The organism is Streptomyces sp. NPDC001828 (assembly GCF_042892175.1).
Classification (GTDB): Bacteria; Actinomycetota; Actinomycetes; order Streptomycetales; family Streptomycetaceae; genus Streptomyces.
Genome location: NZ_JBIATV010000002.1, coordinates 495,364 through 511,313, shown reverse-complemented (window position 1 = coordinate 511,313; position 15,950 = coordinate 495,364). Strand labels below are relative to the sequence as shown.

13 protein-coding genes are annotated in these 15,950 nt (G+C 72.2%); 6 read left to right on the top strand and 7 right to left on the bottom strand.

The window, feature by feature from the left end; genetic code table 11:
* Positions 1 to 162: 162 nt before the first annotated feature.
* The 4 genes from ACFYZA_RS09150 (at position 163) to ACFYZA_RS09135 (ending at position 5,896) form a co-directional block, all read left to right on the top strand.
* On the top strand, positions 163 to 462 hold the full coding sequence (locus tag ACFYZA_RS09150) for a YtxH domain-containing protein (RefSeq protein ID WP_382597784.1): 300 nt from the start codon (positions 163 to 165) through the stop codon (positions 460 to 462).
* A gap of 194 nt (positions 463 to 656) precedes the next feature.
* Complete coding sequence (locus ACFYZA_RS09145) at positions 657 to 2,102, top strand: FGGY family carbohydrate kinase (RefSeq protein ID WP_388488692.1); 1,446 nt, start codon at positions 657 to 659, stop codon at positions 2,100 to 2,102.
* A 129-nt stretch (positions 2,103 to 2,231) separates the two neighbouring features.
* Positions 2,232 to 3,965, top strand: a complete 1,734-nt coding sequence (locus tag ACFYZA_RS09140; protein ID WP_382597782.1) for an ABC transporter ATP-binding protein — start codon at positions 2,232 to 2,234, stop codon at positions 3,963 to 3,965.
* Complete coding sequence (locus ACFYZA_RS09135; RefSeq protein WP_382597762.1) at positions 3,962 to 5,896, top strand: ABC transporter ATP-binding protein; 1,935 nt, start codon at positions 3,962 to 3,964, stop codon at positions 5,894 to 5,896. Before ACFYZA_RS09140 ends, ACFYZA_RS09135 begins: the two co-directional genes overlap by 4 nt.
* 52 nt (positions 5,897 to 5,948) lie before the next feature.
* Here the strand turns inward: ACFYZA_RS09135 and ACFYZA_RS09130 are convergent, their stop codons facing one another.
* The 5 genes from ACFYZA_RS09130 to ACFYZA_RS09110 form a co-directional block, all read right to left on the bottom strand.
* Positions 5,949 to 7,199, bottom strand: a complete 1,251-nt coding sequence (locus ACFYZA_RS09130) for an RNA polymerase sigma factor (protein ID WP_382597760.1) — start codon at positions 7,197 to 7,199, stop codon at positions 5,949 to 5,951.
* A gap of 131 nt (positions 7,200 to 7,330) precedes the next feature.
* Positions 7,331 to 9,226, bottom strand: coding sequence for a DNA primase (dnaG, locus tag ACFYZA_RS09125; protein WP_382597758.1), 1,896 nt, complete (start codon positions 9,224 to 9,226; stop codon positions 7,331 to 7,333).
* A 29-nt stretch (positions 9,227 to 9,255) separates the two neighbouring features.
* Positions 9,256 to 10,518 carry an NAD(P)/FAD-dependent oxidoreductase gene (locus ACFYZA_RS09120; protein ID WP_388488689.1) on the bottom strand — a complete coding sequence of 421 codons (1,263 nt, stop codon included), beginning with the start codon at positions 10,516 to 10,518 and terminating at the stop codon, positions 9,256 to 9,258.
* 109 nt (positions 10,519 to 10,627) lie between these two features.
* Positions 10,628 to 11,908, bottom strand: coding sequence for a deoxyguanosinetriphosphate triphosphohydrolase (locus ACFYZA_RS09115; RefSeq protein WP_382597754.1), 1,281 nt, complete (start codon positions 11,906 to 11,908; stop codon positions 10,628 to 10,630).
* Between the two features lie 58 nt (positions 11,909 to 11,966).
* Entirely contained in the window at positions 11,967 to 12,998 is a 1,032-nt protein-coding gene (locus tag ACFYZA_RS09110) for a sirohydrochlorin chelatase (protein WP_388488687.1), read from the bottom strand.
* Between the two features lie 421 nt (positions 12,999 to 13,419).
* Here ACFYZA_RS09110 and ACFYZA_RS09105 point away from each other — a divergent pair, with 421 nt between their 5' ends.
* Both ACFYZA_RS09105 and ACFYZA_RS09100 read left to right on the top strand, forming a co-directional pair.
* Positions 13,420 to 14,073: a hypothetical protein gene (locus ACFYZA_RS09105; RefSeq protein WP_388488685.1), complete on the top strand. Its 654-nt coding sequence runs from the start codon at positions 13,420 to 13,422 to the stop codon at positions 14,071 to 14,073.
* Positions 14,074 to 14,194: 121 nt separating this feature from the next.
* Positions 14,195 to 14,878: a vancomycin high temperature exclusion protein gene (locus ACFYZA_RS09100; RefSeq protein WP_388488682.1), complete on the top strand. Its 684-nt coding sequence runs from the start codon at positions 14,195 to 14,197 to the stop codon at positions 14,876 to 14,878.
* Positions 14,879 to 14,972: 94 nt separating this feature from the next.
* Here ACFYZA_RS09100 and ACFYZA_RS09095 read toward each other — a convergent pair whose 3' ends face one another.
* Together ACFYZA_RS09095 and cutA are read right to left on the bottom strand one after the other, a co-directional pair.
* The gene (locus tag ACFYZA_RS09095) at positions 14,973 to 15,428 is read right to left on the bottom strand and encodes a gamma-glutamylcyclotransferase family protein (RefSeq protein WP_388488679.1); all 456 of its coding nucleotides are present in this window, start codon (positions 15,426 to 15,428) and stop codon (positions 14,973 to 14,975) included.
* On the bottom strand, positions 15,425 to 15,754 hold the full coding sequence (cutA, locus tag ACFYZA_RS09090) for a divalent-cation tolerance protein CutA (RefSeq protein ID WP_382597744.1): 330 nt from the start codon (positions 15,752 to 15,754) through the stop codon (positions 15,425 to 15,427). Before cutA ends, ACFYZA_RS09095 begins: the two co-directional genes overlap by 4 nt.
* Positions 15,755 to 15,950: the final 196 nt, after the last annotated feature.

Here is a 15,950-nt window from a genome sequence, read left to right as displayed (position 1 = left end):
TGCGTCGAACGTACCCACCTGGGGTGGTCCCGGGCGGCGTGCGTTCGCTGCGACACATACATTAGCGCAAGCAGGGGGGTGCTCCGCCAATCGGTTCCGCCCCGGGTGATCAGGGGCCTGCGCGGGTAGGCGCGGCACACACGCTAGGGAAGGGTGACCACCATGCGATACCGGCTCACGTTCGCCGTCGGACTGGCTCTTGGATACGTGCTCGGGACCCGGGCCGGCCGCGAGCGCTACGAGCAGTTGAAGAAGTCCGCACGTCAGGTGGCCCAGAACCCCGCGGTGCGGAACACCGCCGAGTCGGCCGCGCAGACCTCGCGCCAGGTCGCGGGCAAGGCCTTCCACGCGGTGAGCGACAAGGTCGGCGACCGGGTGCCCGCCTCCGTGGCCGACCGGGTGCGCTCCCTGCGCGAGCGCGGCCAGGGCACCGAGGACGACTGGGGCACCAGCAACACCTGACCCACGGGCCACCCCTGCCCCAGCCCGAACAGGGCCCGGCCGCACGGGACCCGGCCGCGCAGGACCCGGCCACGCGGGGCCCAGCCGAGCCGGGCCGAGCCGGGCCCGGCTGAGCCCCCGGCCCGGCGGTCCGACACCGTTGTCCTGACCACCGCCGTCCCAGGAGTCCCGCGCGTGCGGCAGAATCGTCAACCATGGGGATAGTCGCCGGGCTGGACAGCTCTTCCGCCTTCACTCGCATCGTCGTCTGCGACACCGACACGGGTGCCGTGCTGCGGCAGGGGTACGCCCCGCATCCGGTCGAACCCAAGGCGACGGAGGTCGATCCGCAGGCCTGGCTGCTCTCGCTCGGCGAGGCCGCGACCGGCGGCCTCCTCGAGGGCGTCCAGGCCATCGGCGTCTCGGCCCAGCAGCACGGGCTCATACCGCTGGACGGCCAGGGCAACCTGGTGCGGGCCGCGTTGACCGGCAACGACAAGCGGGCGCAGGTCGCCGCCGCCGATCTCATCGACGGACTCGGCAGCCGCGAGGCCTGGGCGCAGGCCGTCGGATGCGTACCGCAGGCCGCGCAGGCGGTGTCCAAACTGCGCTGGATCGCACGGCACGAGCCGGAGGCCGCCCAGCGCACCGCGGGTGTTCTGCAGGCCCACGACTGGCTGGTCTGGCAGTTGCTCGGCCGGCCCGCCCGACGGACCACCGACCGCGGCGCCGCCTCCGGCACCGGGTACTGGTCCGCCGCCACCGGCTTCTACCGCCCCGACCTGGTCGAGCTGGCGCTCGGCCACCAGGTGGCGCTGCCCGAGGTGCTCGGCCCCTCCGACGCGGCCGGCACCACCCCCGAGGGGCTGCTCATCTCGGCCGGTACCGGCGAGACGATGGCGGCCGCGTTCGGGCTCGGCGTCGGCGCGGGCGACGCGGTCGTCTCGCTCGGCGCCTCGGGCTCGGTCATGGCCGTGCATCACGAGGCGCTGGCCGATCCGAGCGGGATGATTACGTCCTTCGCCGACGCGACCGGGATGCATCTGCCGGTCATCCATACGAGCAATGCCGTCCGGGCCCTGCGCGGTACGGCCGAGATGCTCGGCGCCGAGGATCTGGCCGAACTCAGCGAGCTGGCCCTGAAGTCCACCCCCGGCGCCAGCGGTCTCGTCCTGCTGCCGTACCTGGAGGGCGAGCGCACCCCGCGCCTTCCGCACGCCGCCGGGACCCTGGCCGGTCTTCGCCGTGAGTCGATGAAGCCCGAGCACCTGGCGCGGGCCGCCTTCGAGGGAATGATCTGCTCGCTCGGCGACGCCCTGGACGTGCTGCGCGGGCGCGGGGTCGAGGTGCGGCGGGTGTTCCTGCTCGGCGCCGCCGCCGAACTGCCCGCCGTGCAGGCGGCCGCGCCCGGCATCTTCGGCACCCAGGTCGTGGTGCCACAGCCCGCCGAGTACGCGGCGCTCGGCGCGGCCCGGCAGGCGGCCTGGGCGCTCGGCGTCTCCCAGGGCACGCTCGCCGCGCACACCCCGCCGGCCTGGCAGGGCGCGTCCGCGCAGGTCTTCGAGCCGGGCGAGGAGCTGGCGGTCGGACAGGCGGTGCGTCAGCAGTACGTCGCCACGCGTGACGAGATCCACCCCGGGGCCTTCGGCCAGGGCGCTTGACGTAGGCCGCGCGTACGCTCTTTGCTATTCCTTTTGACTCCAGCCCGATAATCGCTTGAGCTTCCAGGGGTGGAGTGTCGCAAGATGGGGGGTCGAACCCCCGATCTTGCCGACCCGGAGAGCCTGCGCGTGCTCATACGACTCCTGCGGTCCCACCTAGGGCCGTACAAGAAACCGATTGCCCTGCTGGTGCTGCTGCAACTGCTGCAGACCAGCGCCACCCTTTACCTGCCCACCCTGAACGCGAACATCATTGACAACGGTGTCGTGAACGGGGACACGGGCTACATCCTGGGACACGGCGGCATCATGATCGCCGTCAGCCTCGTCCAGGTGTTCTGCAACATCGGTGCCGTCTTCTACGGTGCCAGGACCGCGGCGGCCCTCGGGCGCGACGTCCGGGCCGGCGTCTTCGCGCGGGTGCAGTCCTTCTCGGCCCGCGAGGTCGGCCACTTCGGGGCGCCGTCCCTGATCACCCGCACCACCAATGACGTCCAGCAGGTCCAGATGCTGGTCCTGATGGCGTTCACCCTGATGGTGTCCGCGCCGATCATGTGCGTCGGCGGCATCATCATGGCGCTCGGCCAGGACGTGCCGCTGTCCGGCGTGCTCCTCGCCGTCGTTCCGGTGCTCGGCATCGCGGTCTCGCTGATCGTGCGCAAGATGCGGCCGCTGTTCCGCACCATGCAGACCCGACTCGACACCGTGAACCGGGTGCTGCGCGAGCAGATCACCGGCAACCGCGTGATCCGAGCCTTCGTGCGCGACGAGTACGAGCAGGAGCGCTTCAGGGGCGCCAACACCGAGCTCACCGAGGTCTCGCTGGCCACCGGCCGGCTGATGGCACTGATGTTCCCGACCGTCATGACCGTCGTGAACGTGTCCTCGGTGGCCGTGGTCTGGTTCGGCGCGCACCGCATCGACAGCGGCCACATGCAGATCGGCCAGCTCACCGCGTTCCTCGCGTACCTCATGCAGATCGTGATGGCCGTCATGATGGCCACCTTCATGTTCATGATGGTGCCGCGCGCCGAGGTCTGCGCCGAGCGCATCGAGGAGGTGCTCGGCACCGACACCAGCGTCGTGCCGCCCAAGGCCCCGGTGCTCGAACTGCGCCGGCACGGCCATCTGGAGGTGCGCGGCGCCGACTTCAAGTACCCCGGCGCCGAGGCCTCCGTGCTGCGCGGCGTGGACCTTGTGGCCCGCCCCGGCGAGATCACCGCGATCATCGGCTCGACGGGCAGCGGCAAGTCCACGCTGCTCAGCCTGGTGCCCCGGCTGATCGACACCACCGACGGGCAGGTCCTGGTCGACGGCGAGGACGTCCGCACCCTGGACCCCGTGCTGCTCGCCAAGACCGTGTCCCTCGTCCCGCAGAAGCCGTACCTCTTCTCCGGGACCGTGGCGACGAACCTGCGGTACGGCAACCCCGACGCGAGCGACGAGGACCTCTGGCACGCCCTTGAGGTGGCCCAGGCCAAGGAGTTCGTCGGCAAGCTGGAGGGCGGCCTGGACGCGCCGATCGCGCAGGGCGGCACGAACGTGTCCGGCGGTCAGCGTCAGCGGCTCGCGATCGCGCGGACGCTGGTGCAGCGCCCGGAGATCTACCTCTTCGACGACTCCTTCTCGGCGCTCGACTACGCCACCGACGCGGCGCTGCGCTCCGCGCTCGGCCGCGAGACCGCCGAGGCGACGGTCGTGATCGTCGCCCAGCGGGTCTCCACCATTCGGGACGCCGACCGGATCGTCGTCCTCGACGAGGGACGGGTCGTCGGCACCGGCCGCCATCACGAACTGATGGCGGACAACGAGACGTACCGGGAGATCGTGCTCTCCCAGCTGACGGAGGCTGAGGCGGCATGAGCGGGCCCGGTGGACGCATGATGATGGGCGGCGGCCCCGATCAGCGGTCCCTGAACTTCAAGGACTCCGGAAAGCGGCTGGTCAAACGGCTCGCCCCGGAGAAGGCGCTCCTGAGCGTGATGCTGCTCGCGGTCGTCGTCAGCGTCGGCCTCTCGGTGGTCGGCCCGAAGATACTCGGCCGGGCGACCGACCTGGTCTTCGCCGGTGTCATCGGCAAGACCCCGCAGATGCCGGCCGGGATCAGCAAGGCGCAGGCCATCCAGGGCCTGCGCGACCGCGGCCAGGGCGGACTCGCCGACATGCTCTCCGGGGTCGACTTCACCCCGGGCAAGGGCATCGACTTCGGCGCGGTCGGCAGCATCCTGCTCGTGGCCCTCGCCGTGTACGTGGGCGCGGGGCTGATGATGCTGGTGGCCACCCGGCTCTCCAACCGGGCCATCAACAAGACCGTGTTCCGGATGCGCGAGGACATCCAGACCAAGCTGTCGCGGCTGCCGCTGTCGTACTTCGACAAGGCCAAGCGCGGTGAGGTGCTCAGCCGCGCCACCAACGACATCGACAACATCTCGCAGACGATGCAGCAGACGATGGGCCAGCTCATCAACTCGCTGCTCACCATCGTCGGCGTCCTGGTGATGATGTTCTGGATCTCGCCGCTGCTCGCGCTCGTGGCGCTGATCACGGTGCCGCTGTCGATCGTGGTGGCCACGAAGGTCGGCAAGCGCTCGCAGCCGCAGTTCGTCCAGCAGTGGAAGTCCACGGGCAAGCTGAACGCGCACATCGAGGAGATGTACACCGGACACGCCCTGGTGAAGGTGTTCGGGCGGCAGAACGAGTCGGCCGAGGCGTTCGCCGAGCAGAACGACGCGCTGTACGAGGCGTCGTTCCGGGCGCAGTTCAACAGCGGCATCATGCAGCCCCTGATGATGTTCGTGTCCAACCTGAACTACGTGCTGGTGGCGGTCGTCGGCGGTCTGCGGGTCGCGACGGGCTCGCTGTCCATCGGTGACGTGCAGGCGTTCATCCAGTACTCGCGGCAGTTCTCGATGCCGCTGACGCAGGTCGCCTCGATGGCGAACCTGGTGCAGTCCGGAGTCGCGTCGGCCGAGCGGATCTTCGAGCTGCTCGACGCCGAGGAGCAGGACCCCGACACGGCGTCCCCGGAGCGCCCCGAGGTGCTGCGCGGCGCGGTCGCGCTGGAGAACGTGTCGTTCCGGTACGAGCCGGAGAAGCCGCTCATCGAGGACCTCTCGCTGACGGTGGAGCCCGGTCACACGGTCGCGATCGTCGGCCCGACGGGCGCGGGCAAGACCACCCTGGTCAACCTGCTCATGCGGTTCTACGAGGTCACCGGCGGCCGGATCACCCTCGACGGGGTGGACGCGGCGCGGATGACCCGCGAGGAACTGCGCTCCTCCATCGGCATGGTGCTCCAGGACACCTGGCTGTTCGGCGGCTCCATCGCGGACAACATCGCGTACGGCGCCACGAAGGAAGTCACCCGCGAGGAGATCGAGGAGGCGGCGAGGGCGGCGCACGCGGACCGCTTCATCCGTACGCTCCCCGAGGGCTACGACACCGTCATCGACGACGAGGGCACGGGCGTCAGCGCCGGCGAGAAGCAGCTCATCACCATCGCGCGGGCGTTCCTGTCCGACCCGGTGATCCTGGTCCTCGACGAGGCGACGAGCTCGGTCGACACCCGTACCGAGGTGCTGATCCAGAAGGCGATGGCCCGGCTCGCGCACGGGCGCACGTCGTTCGTCATCGCGCACCGGCTCTCCACGATCCGGGACGCGGACGTGATCCTGGTGATGGAGAACGGCTCGATCGTCGAACAGGGCACGCACGACGAACTGTTGGCGGCCCAGGGCGCCTACGCCCGTCTGTACGCGGCCCAGTTCGCCCAGGCGGTCGCGGAAGTCGACTGATTCGCCGGGCAGTTGGGGCCGGTGCGCATCGTGCGCACCGGCCCCTTGCCGTTCAGTCCAGGTAACCCCGCAGCTGGTCCGCGAAGGCGTGGTCGCGCAGCTTGTTCAGCGTCTTCGACTCGATCTGCCGGATGCGTTCCCGGGTCACCCCGAAGATCCGGCCTATCTCCTCGAGTGTGCGCGGCCGGCCGTCCGCGAGCCCGTACCGCAGCTGCACCACCTTGCGTTCGCGCTCGCCGAGCGTGGAGAGCACGGCCTCCAGGTGCTCGCGGAGCAGCAGGAACGCGGCGGACTCGACGGGGGACGCGGCGTCGCCGTCCTCGATGAGGTCGCCGAGCGCGACATCGTCCTCCTCCCCCACCGGCGCGTGCAGCGAGACCGGTTCCTGCGCCAGGCGCAGCACTTCGCCGACCCGCTCGGGGGTCAGGTCGAGGTGGGCGGCGACCTCCTCGGCGGTCGGCTCGTAGCCGCGCTCCTGGAGCATCCGGCGCTGGACGCGCACCACGCGGTTGATGAGCTCGACGACGTGGACGGGGACGCGGATGGTGCGGGCCTGGTCGGCGAGCGCCCGCGACATGGCCTGACGGATCCACCAGGTCGCGTACGTCGAGAACTTGTAGCCCCGCGCGTAGTCGAACTTCTCGACCGCCCTGATCAGTCCGAGGTTTCCCTCCTGGACGAGGTCGAGCATGGTGAGCCCGCGACCCACGTACCGCTTGGCGACGGAGACCACCAGGCGCAGGTTGGCCTCGATGAGGCGCCGCTTGGCCATCCGGCCCATCACGACCAACTTGTCGAGATCAAGGGCGAGTTGGGAGTCGAGGTCGGGGGCGTTGCCCAGCCTCTCCTCGGCGAACAGGCCCGCTTCGACGCGCCGGGCCAGCTCGACCTCCTCGGCCGCCGTGAGCAGCGGGATGCGGCCGATCTCGCGCAGGTACTGGCGGAAGAGGTCGGAGGACGGCCCGCCGGTGTCCGCCCGGCCCGGCCGCGGCTCCGGGGGCTCGGGGGCCTCCTCCTCGGGGGCCGGTCCGGCCGCCGGGCCCGCCGACTGCCCGGCAGGCTCCGCCTCGGGGTGATGTTCGGCCCGGGACTGCGGCGGTACGGCCGTGACGACGTCGTTGTCGGTCAGGGTCTGGGTCTGCACGGGGGCGACCTCCAGGGTGATCGCTGCCGGATCGGGGGCGTGCGGCAGCGGGACGGGGGCGGCCGGGCCGCTTTCCGTCCCGTACACGATGAGCGGATCCGCGGGGGTGAGGTGCCCACCTCCGGGGGTGGGCCGGCCGCGCTCCGAGGACTCAGGCACCGCCACCCAGTGTGGGGTACGACACAGCATCGCCGCGACGGGCGTGCGACCACTTTTTGAAGCCGGTGCGTGACCGGGTGGTTACCCGGACGGATATGCCGTCGCGGGCCGCCGGATCGCCCGAGGGGGCCCTAGAGGGCGGCCGCGCCCTTGTTGCGCAGGGCCTGGCCGTACTGCTGGAGGACCCACAACTCGTTCTGGACGGCGGCCAGTTGGGCCGGGTCGCCGTGCTGGCCCAGGCGCGCCAGGGTGCCCTGGATGTCGAGGAGGCGGCGGTCGACGGCCCGGCGGCGCACCGCCACCAGCTGCTCGCCCGCGTACGCCTCGTCGACCGTGCGGGCGTGGATGGCCTCCACGGCGAGCTCGGTGACCAGGGCGCGGACCACGTCGTTGGGCGCCGAGTCCATGACGGCCGGCAGATAGTCGGAGGGGGCGTCGGTGGCGCCGCCCGCCTCCTGGATGCACTGGCGGACCGCCGCGTAGGGCGGGGCGGTGAACTCGTCGATGCCGTACGCGTCGAACGCCGGGGAGACCAGGTGCGGGTGCTGCAACGCCAGCTTGAGGAGCTCGCGTTCGGTCCGGTGGGCGGGGCTGCGCAGGTTCAGGGCGGGGCCCGGGGCTCCGGCGGGGCGCGGGGCCACGTCCTCGTACTGCTGACGGCGGTGCTGGGCGGGCGCGGGGCCCTTGCCGCCGCGGTCGCGGGCCCAGCGGGCGAGCTGGGCAACGCGCTTCACCACGAACTGGGTGTCCAGAATGCCGAGGATTCCCGCGAGTTGGACCGCGACCTCGTGCTGGGACGCCACGTTCTTGATGCGGGCGACGATGGGGGCCGCCTCGTCGAGGGCCGCGGCCCGGCCCGCCGGGGTCTCCAGGTCGTAGCGGCCGACGATCTGGCGGATCGCGAACTCGAAGAGCGGGGTGCGGGGTTGGACCAGGTCCGCGACCGCCTCGTCGCCCTTGGCGAGCCGCAGATCGCACGGGTCCATGTTGTCGGGCGCGATCGCGATGTACGTCTCGGCGGCGAACTTCTGGTCGTCCTCGAAGGCGCGCAGGGCCGCCTTCTGGCCCGCCGCGTCCCCGTCGAAGGTGAAGATCACGCGGGCCGAGCCGTTGTCCATCAGGAGGCGGCGCAGGATCTTGATGTGGTCGACGCCGAAGGCCGTGCCGCAGGTCGCGATCGCCGTGGTGACCCCGGCCAGGTGGCAGGCCATGACGTCGGTGTAGCCCTCGACGACCACCGCGCGGCTGGACTTGGCGATGTCCTTCTTGGCGAGGTCGATCCCGTACAGGACCTGCGACTTCTTGTAGATCGGCGTCTCGGGAGTGTTCAGATACTTGGGGCCGTTGTCGTCGTCGCGGAGCTTGCGGGCGCCGAAGCCGACGACCTCGCCCGACACGTCGCGGATCGGCCACATCAGCCGGCCGCGGAAGCGGTCGATGGGGTTGCGCCGGCTCTCCTGGGCGAGGCCCGAGGTCAGCAGCTCCTTGTCGGAGAATCCCTTGCCGCGCAGGAAGCGCGTCAGATGGTCCCAGCCGGCCGGGCTGTAGCCCACGCCGAAGTGGGCGGCGGCCGCCTGGTCGAAGCCGCGCTCGGCGAGGAACTTGCGCCCGATCTCCGCCTCGGGGCTGCCCAGCTGCTCGATGTAGAACTGGGCGGCCGCCTTGTGCGCCTCGACGAGGCGGATGCGCTCACCGCGCTGGTTCGACGGGTTGTAGCCGCCCTCCTCGTAGCGCAGCGTGATGCCCGCGGTGGCGGCGAGCCGCTCGACCGCCTCGGAGAACGACAGGTGGTCGATCTTCCGGACGAAGGCGATCGTGTCGCCGCCCTCCTGGCAGCCGAAGCAGTGGAAGAGACCCTTGCTCGGGCTGACCTGGAAGGACGGGGACTTCTCGTCGTGGAAGGGGCACAGGCCCTTGAGGTTGCCGCCCCCCGCGTTGCGCAGCTGGAGGTACTCGGACACGACGGCGTCGATCGGGACCGCGTCCCGTACCGCCTTCACGTCGTCATCGTTGATCCTGCCTGCCACGCATGAAGTCTACGGGGACGCTACGACAGTCAGGGTGCGAGGGAGCCGAGTGCGACGGAGGGATCGGCGAGTGCCTCGGTGTCCACCTGGGCGCCGCCCCGGATCAGGGCCTGGATCGGCTCTGTGACATCCCACACGTTCACGTTCATCCCCGCCAGGACGCGGCGGTCCTTGAGCCAGAACGCGATGAACTCGCGCTTGCCCGTGTCGCCCCGGATCACCACCTGGTCGTAGGAGCCCGGCGGCGCCCAGCCCGAATATTCGAGCCCGAGGTCGTACTGGTCGGAGAAGAAGTACGGCACGCGGTCGTACGTCACGTGCTGGTCCAGCATCGCGCGAGCGGCGGCCGGTCCCCCGTTGAGCGCGTTGGCCCAGTGTTCGACGCGAAGGCGGGTGTCGAGCAGCGGGTGGTGGACGGCGGCCACGTCGCCGGCCGCGAAGATGTCGGGGTCCGAGGTGCGCAGCGAGGCGTCCACGGCGATGCCGCCGCCGTGTGCCCGGTCGGCCAGGGCGAGCCCGGCGTTCTCGGCGAGCGAGGTGCGCGGGGCGGCGCCGATCGCGGCGAGCACGTCGTGCGCCAGGTGTTCCTCGCCGTCGTCGGTGCGGGCGGCCAGGACCAGGCCGTCCTGGCCGACGATCTCGGTGAGGCGGGCGCCGAAGTGGAAGCGGACGCCGTGCTCGGCGTGCAGGTCCGCAAAGAGCTGGCCGAGCTCGGGGCCGATCACGTTGTGCAGCGGGGTGGCCTCCGGCTCGACGACGGTGACCTCCGCGCCGTAGCCCCGGGCGGCGGCCGCGACCTCCAGGCCGATCCAGCCGGCGCCCGAGATGACGAGGTGCCCGTTGTCGCGGCCGAGCGCCTTCAGGACGTGCCGCAGCCGCTCGGCGTGGGCCAGGCGCCGCAGATGGTGGACGCCCGCCAGGTCGGTGCCGGGAATGTCCAGGCGGCGCGGCTCGGCGCCGGTGGCCAGGAGCAGCCGGTCGTACTGGATGAGGGTGCCGTCACCGAGGCGGACCGTCTTGGCCGCGCGGTCGATCGTGGTGACGGTCTGGCCGAGGTGCAGCTCGATGTCGTGCTGCGCGTACCAGGCGTGCTCGTGCACGAAGACGCTGTCGCGCTCCTCCTTGCCGGACAGGAACCCCTTGGACAGGGGCGGCCGTTCATAGGGGTGCTCGCGCTCGTCGCCGATGAGGATCACCCGCCCGTTGAAACCCTCGGACCGGAGCGCCTCGGCGGCTTTCGCCCCCGCGAGTCCGCCTCCGACAATGACGAATGTCCGATCTGCGTCGACCACTTGATGCCTCCTCGGTGCTTGCTGCGCGGCGCCGCCATCAGCGAGCGTCCCGCACGGAGCGTGATGGGGGAAGAGGGCTTGCTCCGTTGGGACGCGGGGGCGGCCGGGATTACCGGTGGTGCACGACGAGTCTGGAGTGCAGCGAGCGGGCCGCCGCGTCGGTGAGCGAGGCGATCTGATCGACGATCACACGCTTCCTCGTCCGCTCGTCGTCCGCCTCGTCGTACAGCGCCCGGAACTGCGGGTCGAGCCCCTCGGCGGGGGCCCGGGCGGTGAGCGCGTCGGCGAGCTCGGCCAGCACCACGCGCTGGTCGGCGCGGAGCCTTTCCTGCTCGTCGCGCTGCATCACATAGCGGTCGGCCACCGCCTTCAGCACGGCGCATTCGTTGCGGGCCGCGCGCGGCACCACCAGCTCCGCGCCGTAGCGCGTCAGGTGCCCGGTGCCGAACGCGGCGCGCGTCGCGCTCTCGGCGGCCAGGCAGAACCGGCCGATGAGCTGGCTGGTGGCGTCTTTGAGGCCGGCCTGCGAGACCGCCGAACCGTCGTAGCCGTGCGGCCACCAGTCCTGTGCGATGAGCCGCTCCAGGGCCTCGGTCAGCTCCTGCGGATCGGTGTCGGCGGGCACGTACCGGCCGATCGCCACGCGCCAGATGTCGGCCCGCTCGGCGTCGGACACCAGGGCGCCCGGGTCGATGTGCCCGGCGTGCAGACCGTCCTCGAAGTCGTGGACCGAGTACGCCACATCGTCCGACCAGTCCATGACCTGGGCCTCGAAGCACTTGCTGTAGGGCGTGGCGCCCTCCCTGACCCAGGCGAAGACCGGCAGGTCGTCCTCGTACACGCCGAACTTCACCGACGCCGGGTCGGTGGGGTGCCCGCCGCGCGCCCAGGGGTACTTGGTGGCCGCGTCGAGCGCGGCGCGGGTGAGGTTGAGACCGACGCTCACGGGCTCCCCGGTCCCCGACGAGCGCACGAAGCGCTTCGGTTCGAGCCGGGTCAGCAGGCGCAGCGACTGGGCGTTGCCCTCGAAGCCGCCGATGTCCTTGGCGAAGTCGTTCAGCGCCTGCTCGCCGTTGTGGCCGAACGGCGGGTGTCCCATGTCGTGGGCGAGGCAGGCCGCTTCGACGAGATCGGGGTCGCAGCCGAGGGCGGCGCCCAGCTCGCGGCCGACCTGGGCGCACTCCAGGGAGTGCGTGAGCCGGGTGCGGGGGCTGGCGTCCCAGGCCTGACTCCGCGAGCCCGGCGTGACCACCTGCGTCTTGCCGGACAGGCGGCGCAGCGCCCCCGAGTGCAGCACGCGCGCGCGGTCGCGCTGGAAGGCGGTGCGGCCGGGCCGCTTGTCGGGCTCGGCGGCCCAGCGTTCTGTGTCGGCCTCGGCGTAGAACTCCATGCACCGACAGTAAACGGAGTCGCTGACAAGTGGGCTCAAGGGTGGGTCGAGGATCGCCTCAGGCGGAGACGAGTGCGGAGGTCACGCCCTGGTCCGTGAGCGTCGGCGCCGCCTCACCCAGCCATCCCCCCGGGTACGTCAACGCCTCTTCGTAGCGGTGCAGTACGAGCCGGGCCAGGGCCGGATGCGCGCCCATGGGTGCCGCGGCGATCCACGGCGCCTTGGCCGCGCTCTGGGCCGCGAAACGTCCCGGGGCGGTGAAGTACGAGGCGATCGCGATCCGGTGCCTGCCGCGCGCGGCGAGCGCGCGCAGCGCCTCGGGCACGGTCGGCGAGGCGGCCGAGGCGTAGGCGGGCAGGACCGGCACCCCGAGCCGCTCGCTGAGCAGACGCGCGGTCCGGCGGGTGTCGGCGGCCGACTCCGGATCACGGGAGCCGGCCGCGGCGAGCACGACGCCGGTGCCGTGCGCACTGCGCGCGCCGAGCTCCCAGCCCGCTTCGACGAGCCGCCCGTACAGCGCCTCGACGAGCAGCGGATGCGGTCCGAGCGGGGCCGCGACCAGAGCCCGCAGATGCCGGCCCGCGGTGGCGAGGGTGCGGGGGATGTCGTGCTTGACGTGGTGGCCCCGGCCCAGCAGCAGCGGTACGAGGACGGCCTCGCCCCGCGGTTCGAGTTCGGCGAGGGTGTCGGCGAGGGCCGGCCGGTCGATCTCGATGTGCCCGAGCCGCACGTCGAGCCCCGGCCGCAGCTCGCGGACCCGCTCCAGGAGCGCGGTGACCGCCCGCAGCGCGCCGGGGTCACGACTGCCGTGCGCGACGGCGACGAGTGCGGGGCGGGCGGCGGGCGTCATCGGGGTGCGGGTTCCGTCCAGTCGTACGCGGCTGAGCTGACTGCTCAGTTGGACCGTAATGCGGCTGACGAGCTGCGCGGTGCTGTCGAGCTGCGCGGTGCCGAGGAGCTGCGCGGTGCCGTCCGGCTGCGCGGTGCCGTCGAGCGGAGGGGGGAGGTCCGGCGCGGGTGGCGAGGGCGGCCGGTGGTACGCCGACGCCTGGCTCGGCAGAAGGGGCTTGCTCGGTTCCGGCTCCGTCATGAACCGATACTGGCGGGCGCGCGTTGCCGCGGCGTTGCGCGGGGGTGACGGGTGGTTTCCGGGGGCTCACGGGGGTGGTCGCCTGCGGCGGGGGGGGTGGGTGAGGTGCGGGTCGCCTGCGGCGGGCGGGTGAGGGTGCGGGTCGCCTGCGGCGGGCGGGGGCTTTCGGTGCGGCCGAGGTGTGGAGACTTCGGCTGTCCGCCGTGCGTGGCTTGTCGCGCAGTTCCCCGCGCCCCCAGCGGGGTTGCCCCGGGCCAGCCCGACTTGCGTCGGCCCGCCCAGGCGCGGGCACTTCGGCCGTCTACCGTGCGTGGCTTGTCGCGCCGTTCCCCGCGCCCCCGGCGGGTTGGTGACGGGGCGGACCGGTGTGCGGGAGGCTCTGGGGGACTCGAAGTTCCCTCGCTCTGGGCGGAGGCAGGCCATGGATTCTCTGGACCCCGGCGTCCGTGGCGCGTTCGCGGTCGCGCTTCTCCGCGCTCTGCGCGGCGGCTGTCCCGGCTCGGGTGCCGGTCTGCGGGGGTCGCTGGCGCGGGGGAACGCGGACGCGTACAGCGACATCGACGTGGCCTGGACCGTGCCGGACGCGGAGTTCGGCGCGGCCTTGGGGCGGGTCCCGGCGATCCTGGGCGGGGTCCGGCCGCTCGCCTCGTTGCGGGTCGATCCCGAGTTCCGGGGCTCGCCCGACCGGCGTCTGTTCTTCGCCTCCTTCACCGGGTTGCCCCTCTTCTGGCGGCTCGACCTGGAGGTGCGGGCCGCTTCGGCGGCAGAGCCCGACGATCCGGGCGGACAACACCCTGCCGCGGCCCCCGACCCCGACTGGTCGCTCGCCGCGAGCGCCCTCGCCAACGGCGTGGCCGCGGTCAAAGCCGTACTGCGGGGGCGCCCGGACACCGCGCGCGGCCTCCTTGAACGGGGCTTCGCGCGCATCGGCGCGCCGGCGCTCCTCACCGGCCCCTGGCCCGCCGACATCGCACGGCTCGCGGACGCGGCGGCCCGCGCGGAACCGGATCAGCGCGCCCTGGCCGAGCAGGTGCGCACCCTGGCGTACGAGCACCTCGCGGAAGGCACCGGCTGAGTCGGGACGGGTCGGGCCGCGCCGTGTCACAGAGCTGTACGCGGGCGCCCTCCGGCGAACCGGCGCGCACGCCCCCGCGTCCATCTCCTCGTACACCGACGGAGATCACCAGGGGGACCACGTGCCGCGCATCCGACTGAAACGACCGCGCCTGCCCCGCACCCGCGCGGGCCGGCGTCGCCTGGTGCAGGGCCTCGTCGCCGGATGCGTACTCGCGCTCGCCCCCGCCACCTGGATGTACGCGAGCACGAGCGACCGCGTCGGCACGGTCGCCGACGCCCCCGAGGCCGGAGTCGCCGTGGTGTTCGGGGCCGGCCTGTGGGACGGCAAGCCCTCCCCCTACTTGGCCGGCCGCCTGGACGCGGCCGTGCGCCTGTACCGGGCGGGCACGGTGAAGGCGGTCCTGGTCACCGGCGACAACAGCCGCCCCGCCTACGACGAACCCGACGCGATGCGCGGCTACCTCGTCCAGCACGGCGTGCCGGACAGGAGCGTGGTCAGCGACTTCGCCGGCTTCGACACCTGGGACTCGTGCGTACGGGCCAAGAAGATCTTCGGCGTCGACCGGGCCGTCCTGGTCAGCCAGGGCTTCCACATCCGGCGGGCGGTGGCGCTGTGCGAGGCGGCGGGGGTGCGCTCCTTCGGCGTCGGCGTCGCCGCCCCGCACGACGTGACCTGGTACTACGGCGGCACCCGCGAGATCTTCGCGGCCGGCAAGGCCCTGCTGGACGCCGTGTTCAAGCCGGACCCCACCTTCCTCGGCCCGAAGGAGCCGGGGGTGGCCCGAGCACTCCAAGGTGCCTGAGTTGATTAGGAGTTGATTGAGTCCCTTCAGTTCCGTCGGTTCCCTCAGCTCCCTCAGTTCCCTCAGCTCCCTGCGTGCCCTGCGTGCCCTGCGTTCACGGCATCGGCGGCACCGGCGGAGTGGGCCGGACCGTGCGCGTGAGCCAGTCGCCGCCGGGGATCGGGGTGCCGCCGGCCAGCAGCTCGCGGGCCAGGCGGGGCGCGGCCAGATAGACCCAGCACCGTATGAGGTGCCCGTCGACGAGCGCCTCGCGCACCAGCCGGTCGTAGAGGTTGCGGGGGTGGCCGGGCCCCACGTACTCCTCCAACTCGTCCAGCGCGGCGAGGAGTTCGGGGTGGGCGGCCGGGCCGAGCTCGATCAGGGTGCCGGTGATCGTGCCGTCGCCGGGTATGGCGTACGGGTATCCGGGGCCGTCGTACAGGAGGGCGCCGGTGAGCAGCGCGGGGCGCTCGGCGAGCGTGCGGCCGCGCAGGAAGCGCCGGTGGTAGCGCTCGCCGGGGCGGAGGGTGCCGTAGACGAAGAGGGGCAGCGGCGGTTCTGCGGGGGTCATCGGGCGACCGTCTCGGACGTGATCCAGGACAGGTACGCGGGGCTTCCGGCCACCACCGGGGTCGCGATGATCTCGGGGGTCTCGTAGTCGTGGGCGGCCAGGAGGTGGCGTTCGAGCGCCTGGTATCGCGCGGCCGTGGTCTTGAAGAGCACCTGCCACTCCTGGGTCGTCTCGATGCCGCCCGCCCAGTGGTAGACGGACGTGACGGGTCCCGCGATCTGCGCGCACGCGGCGAGGCGCGCCTCCACGGCGCCCCGGGCGAGCGCCGTCGCCTTGTCGGCGCTGTCGGTCGTGGTCAGCACGGTCAGCGTTTCGGCCGATGCCACGGCTTCCTCCCTCGGTGATCCGGCCGGGTGCGGCCGGGACTTCTGGTGCCGTCCGGCAGGGTCCTACGTCCCGAACCCGCCGGCCGGTGGGGAGCGTACGCACGGCTGTTACCTGTTGTCCCGAATTCCGTGATGGTCCGCTCCTAGTGTCGACGGTCGCGGCCGGCGTCCCGGCCGCCTCCCCCGACCCCGGCAC

Coding starts and splice junctions, on each gene's coding strand:
- ACFYZA_RS09105 (WP_388488685.1), top strand. CDS start 13,420: ATGGATTCTCTGGACCCCGGCGTCCGTGGCGCGTTCGCGGTCGCGCTT.
- ACFYZA_RS09135 (WP_382597762.1), top strand. CDS start 3,962: ATGAGCGGGCCCGGTGGACGCATGATGATGGGCGGCGGCCCCGATCAG.
- ACFYZA_RS09150 (WP_382597784.1), top strand. CDS start 163: ATGCGATACCGGCTCACGTTCGCCGTCGGACTGGCTCTTGGATACGTG.
- ACFYZA_RS09095 (WP_388488679.1), bottom strand. CDS start 15,428: ATGACCCCCGCAGAACCGCCGCTGCCCCTCTTCGTCTACGGCACCCTC.
- ACFYZA_RS09145 (WP_388488692.1), top strand. CDS start 657: ATGGGGATAGTCGCCGGGCTGGACAGCTCTTCCGCCTTCACTCGCATC.
- ACFYZA_RS09110 (WP_388488687.1), bottom strand. CDS start 12,998: ATGACGGAGCCGGAACCGAGCAAGCCCCTTCTGCCGAGCCAGGCGTCG.
- ACFYZA_RS09115 (WP_382597754.1), bottom strand. CDS start 11,908: ATGGAGTTCTACGCCGAGGCCGACACAGAACGCTGGGCCGCCGAGCCC.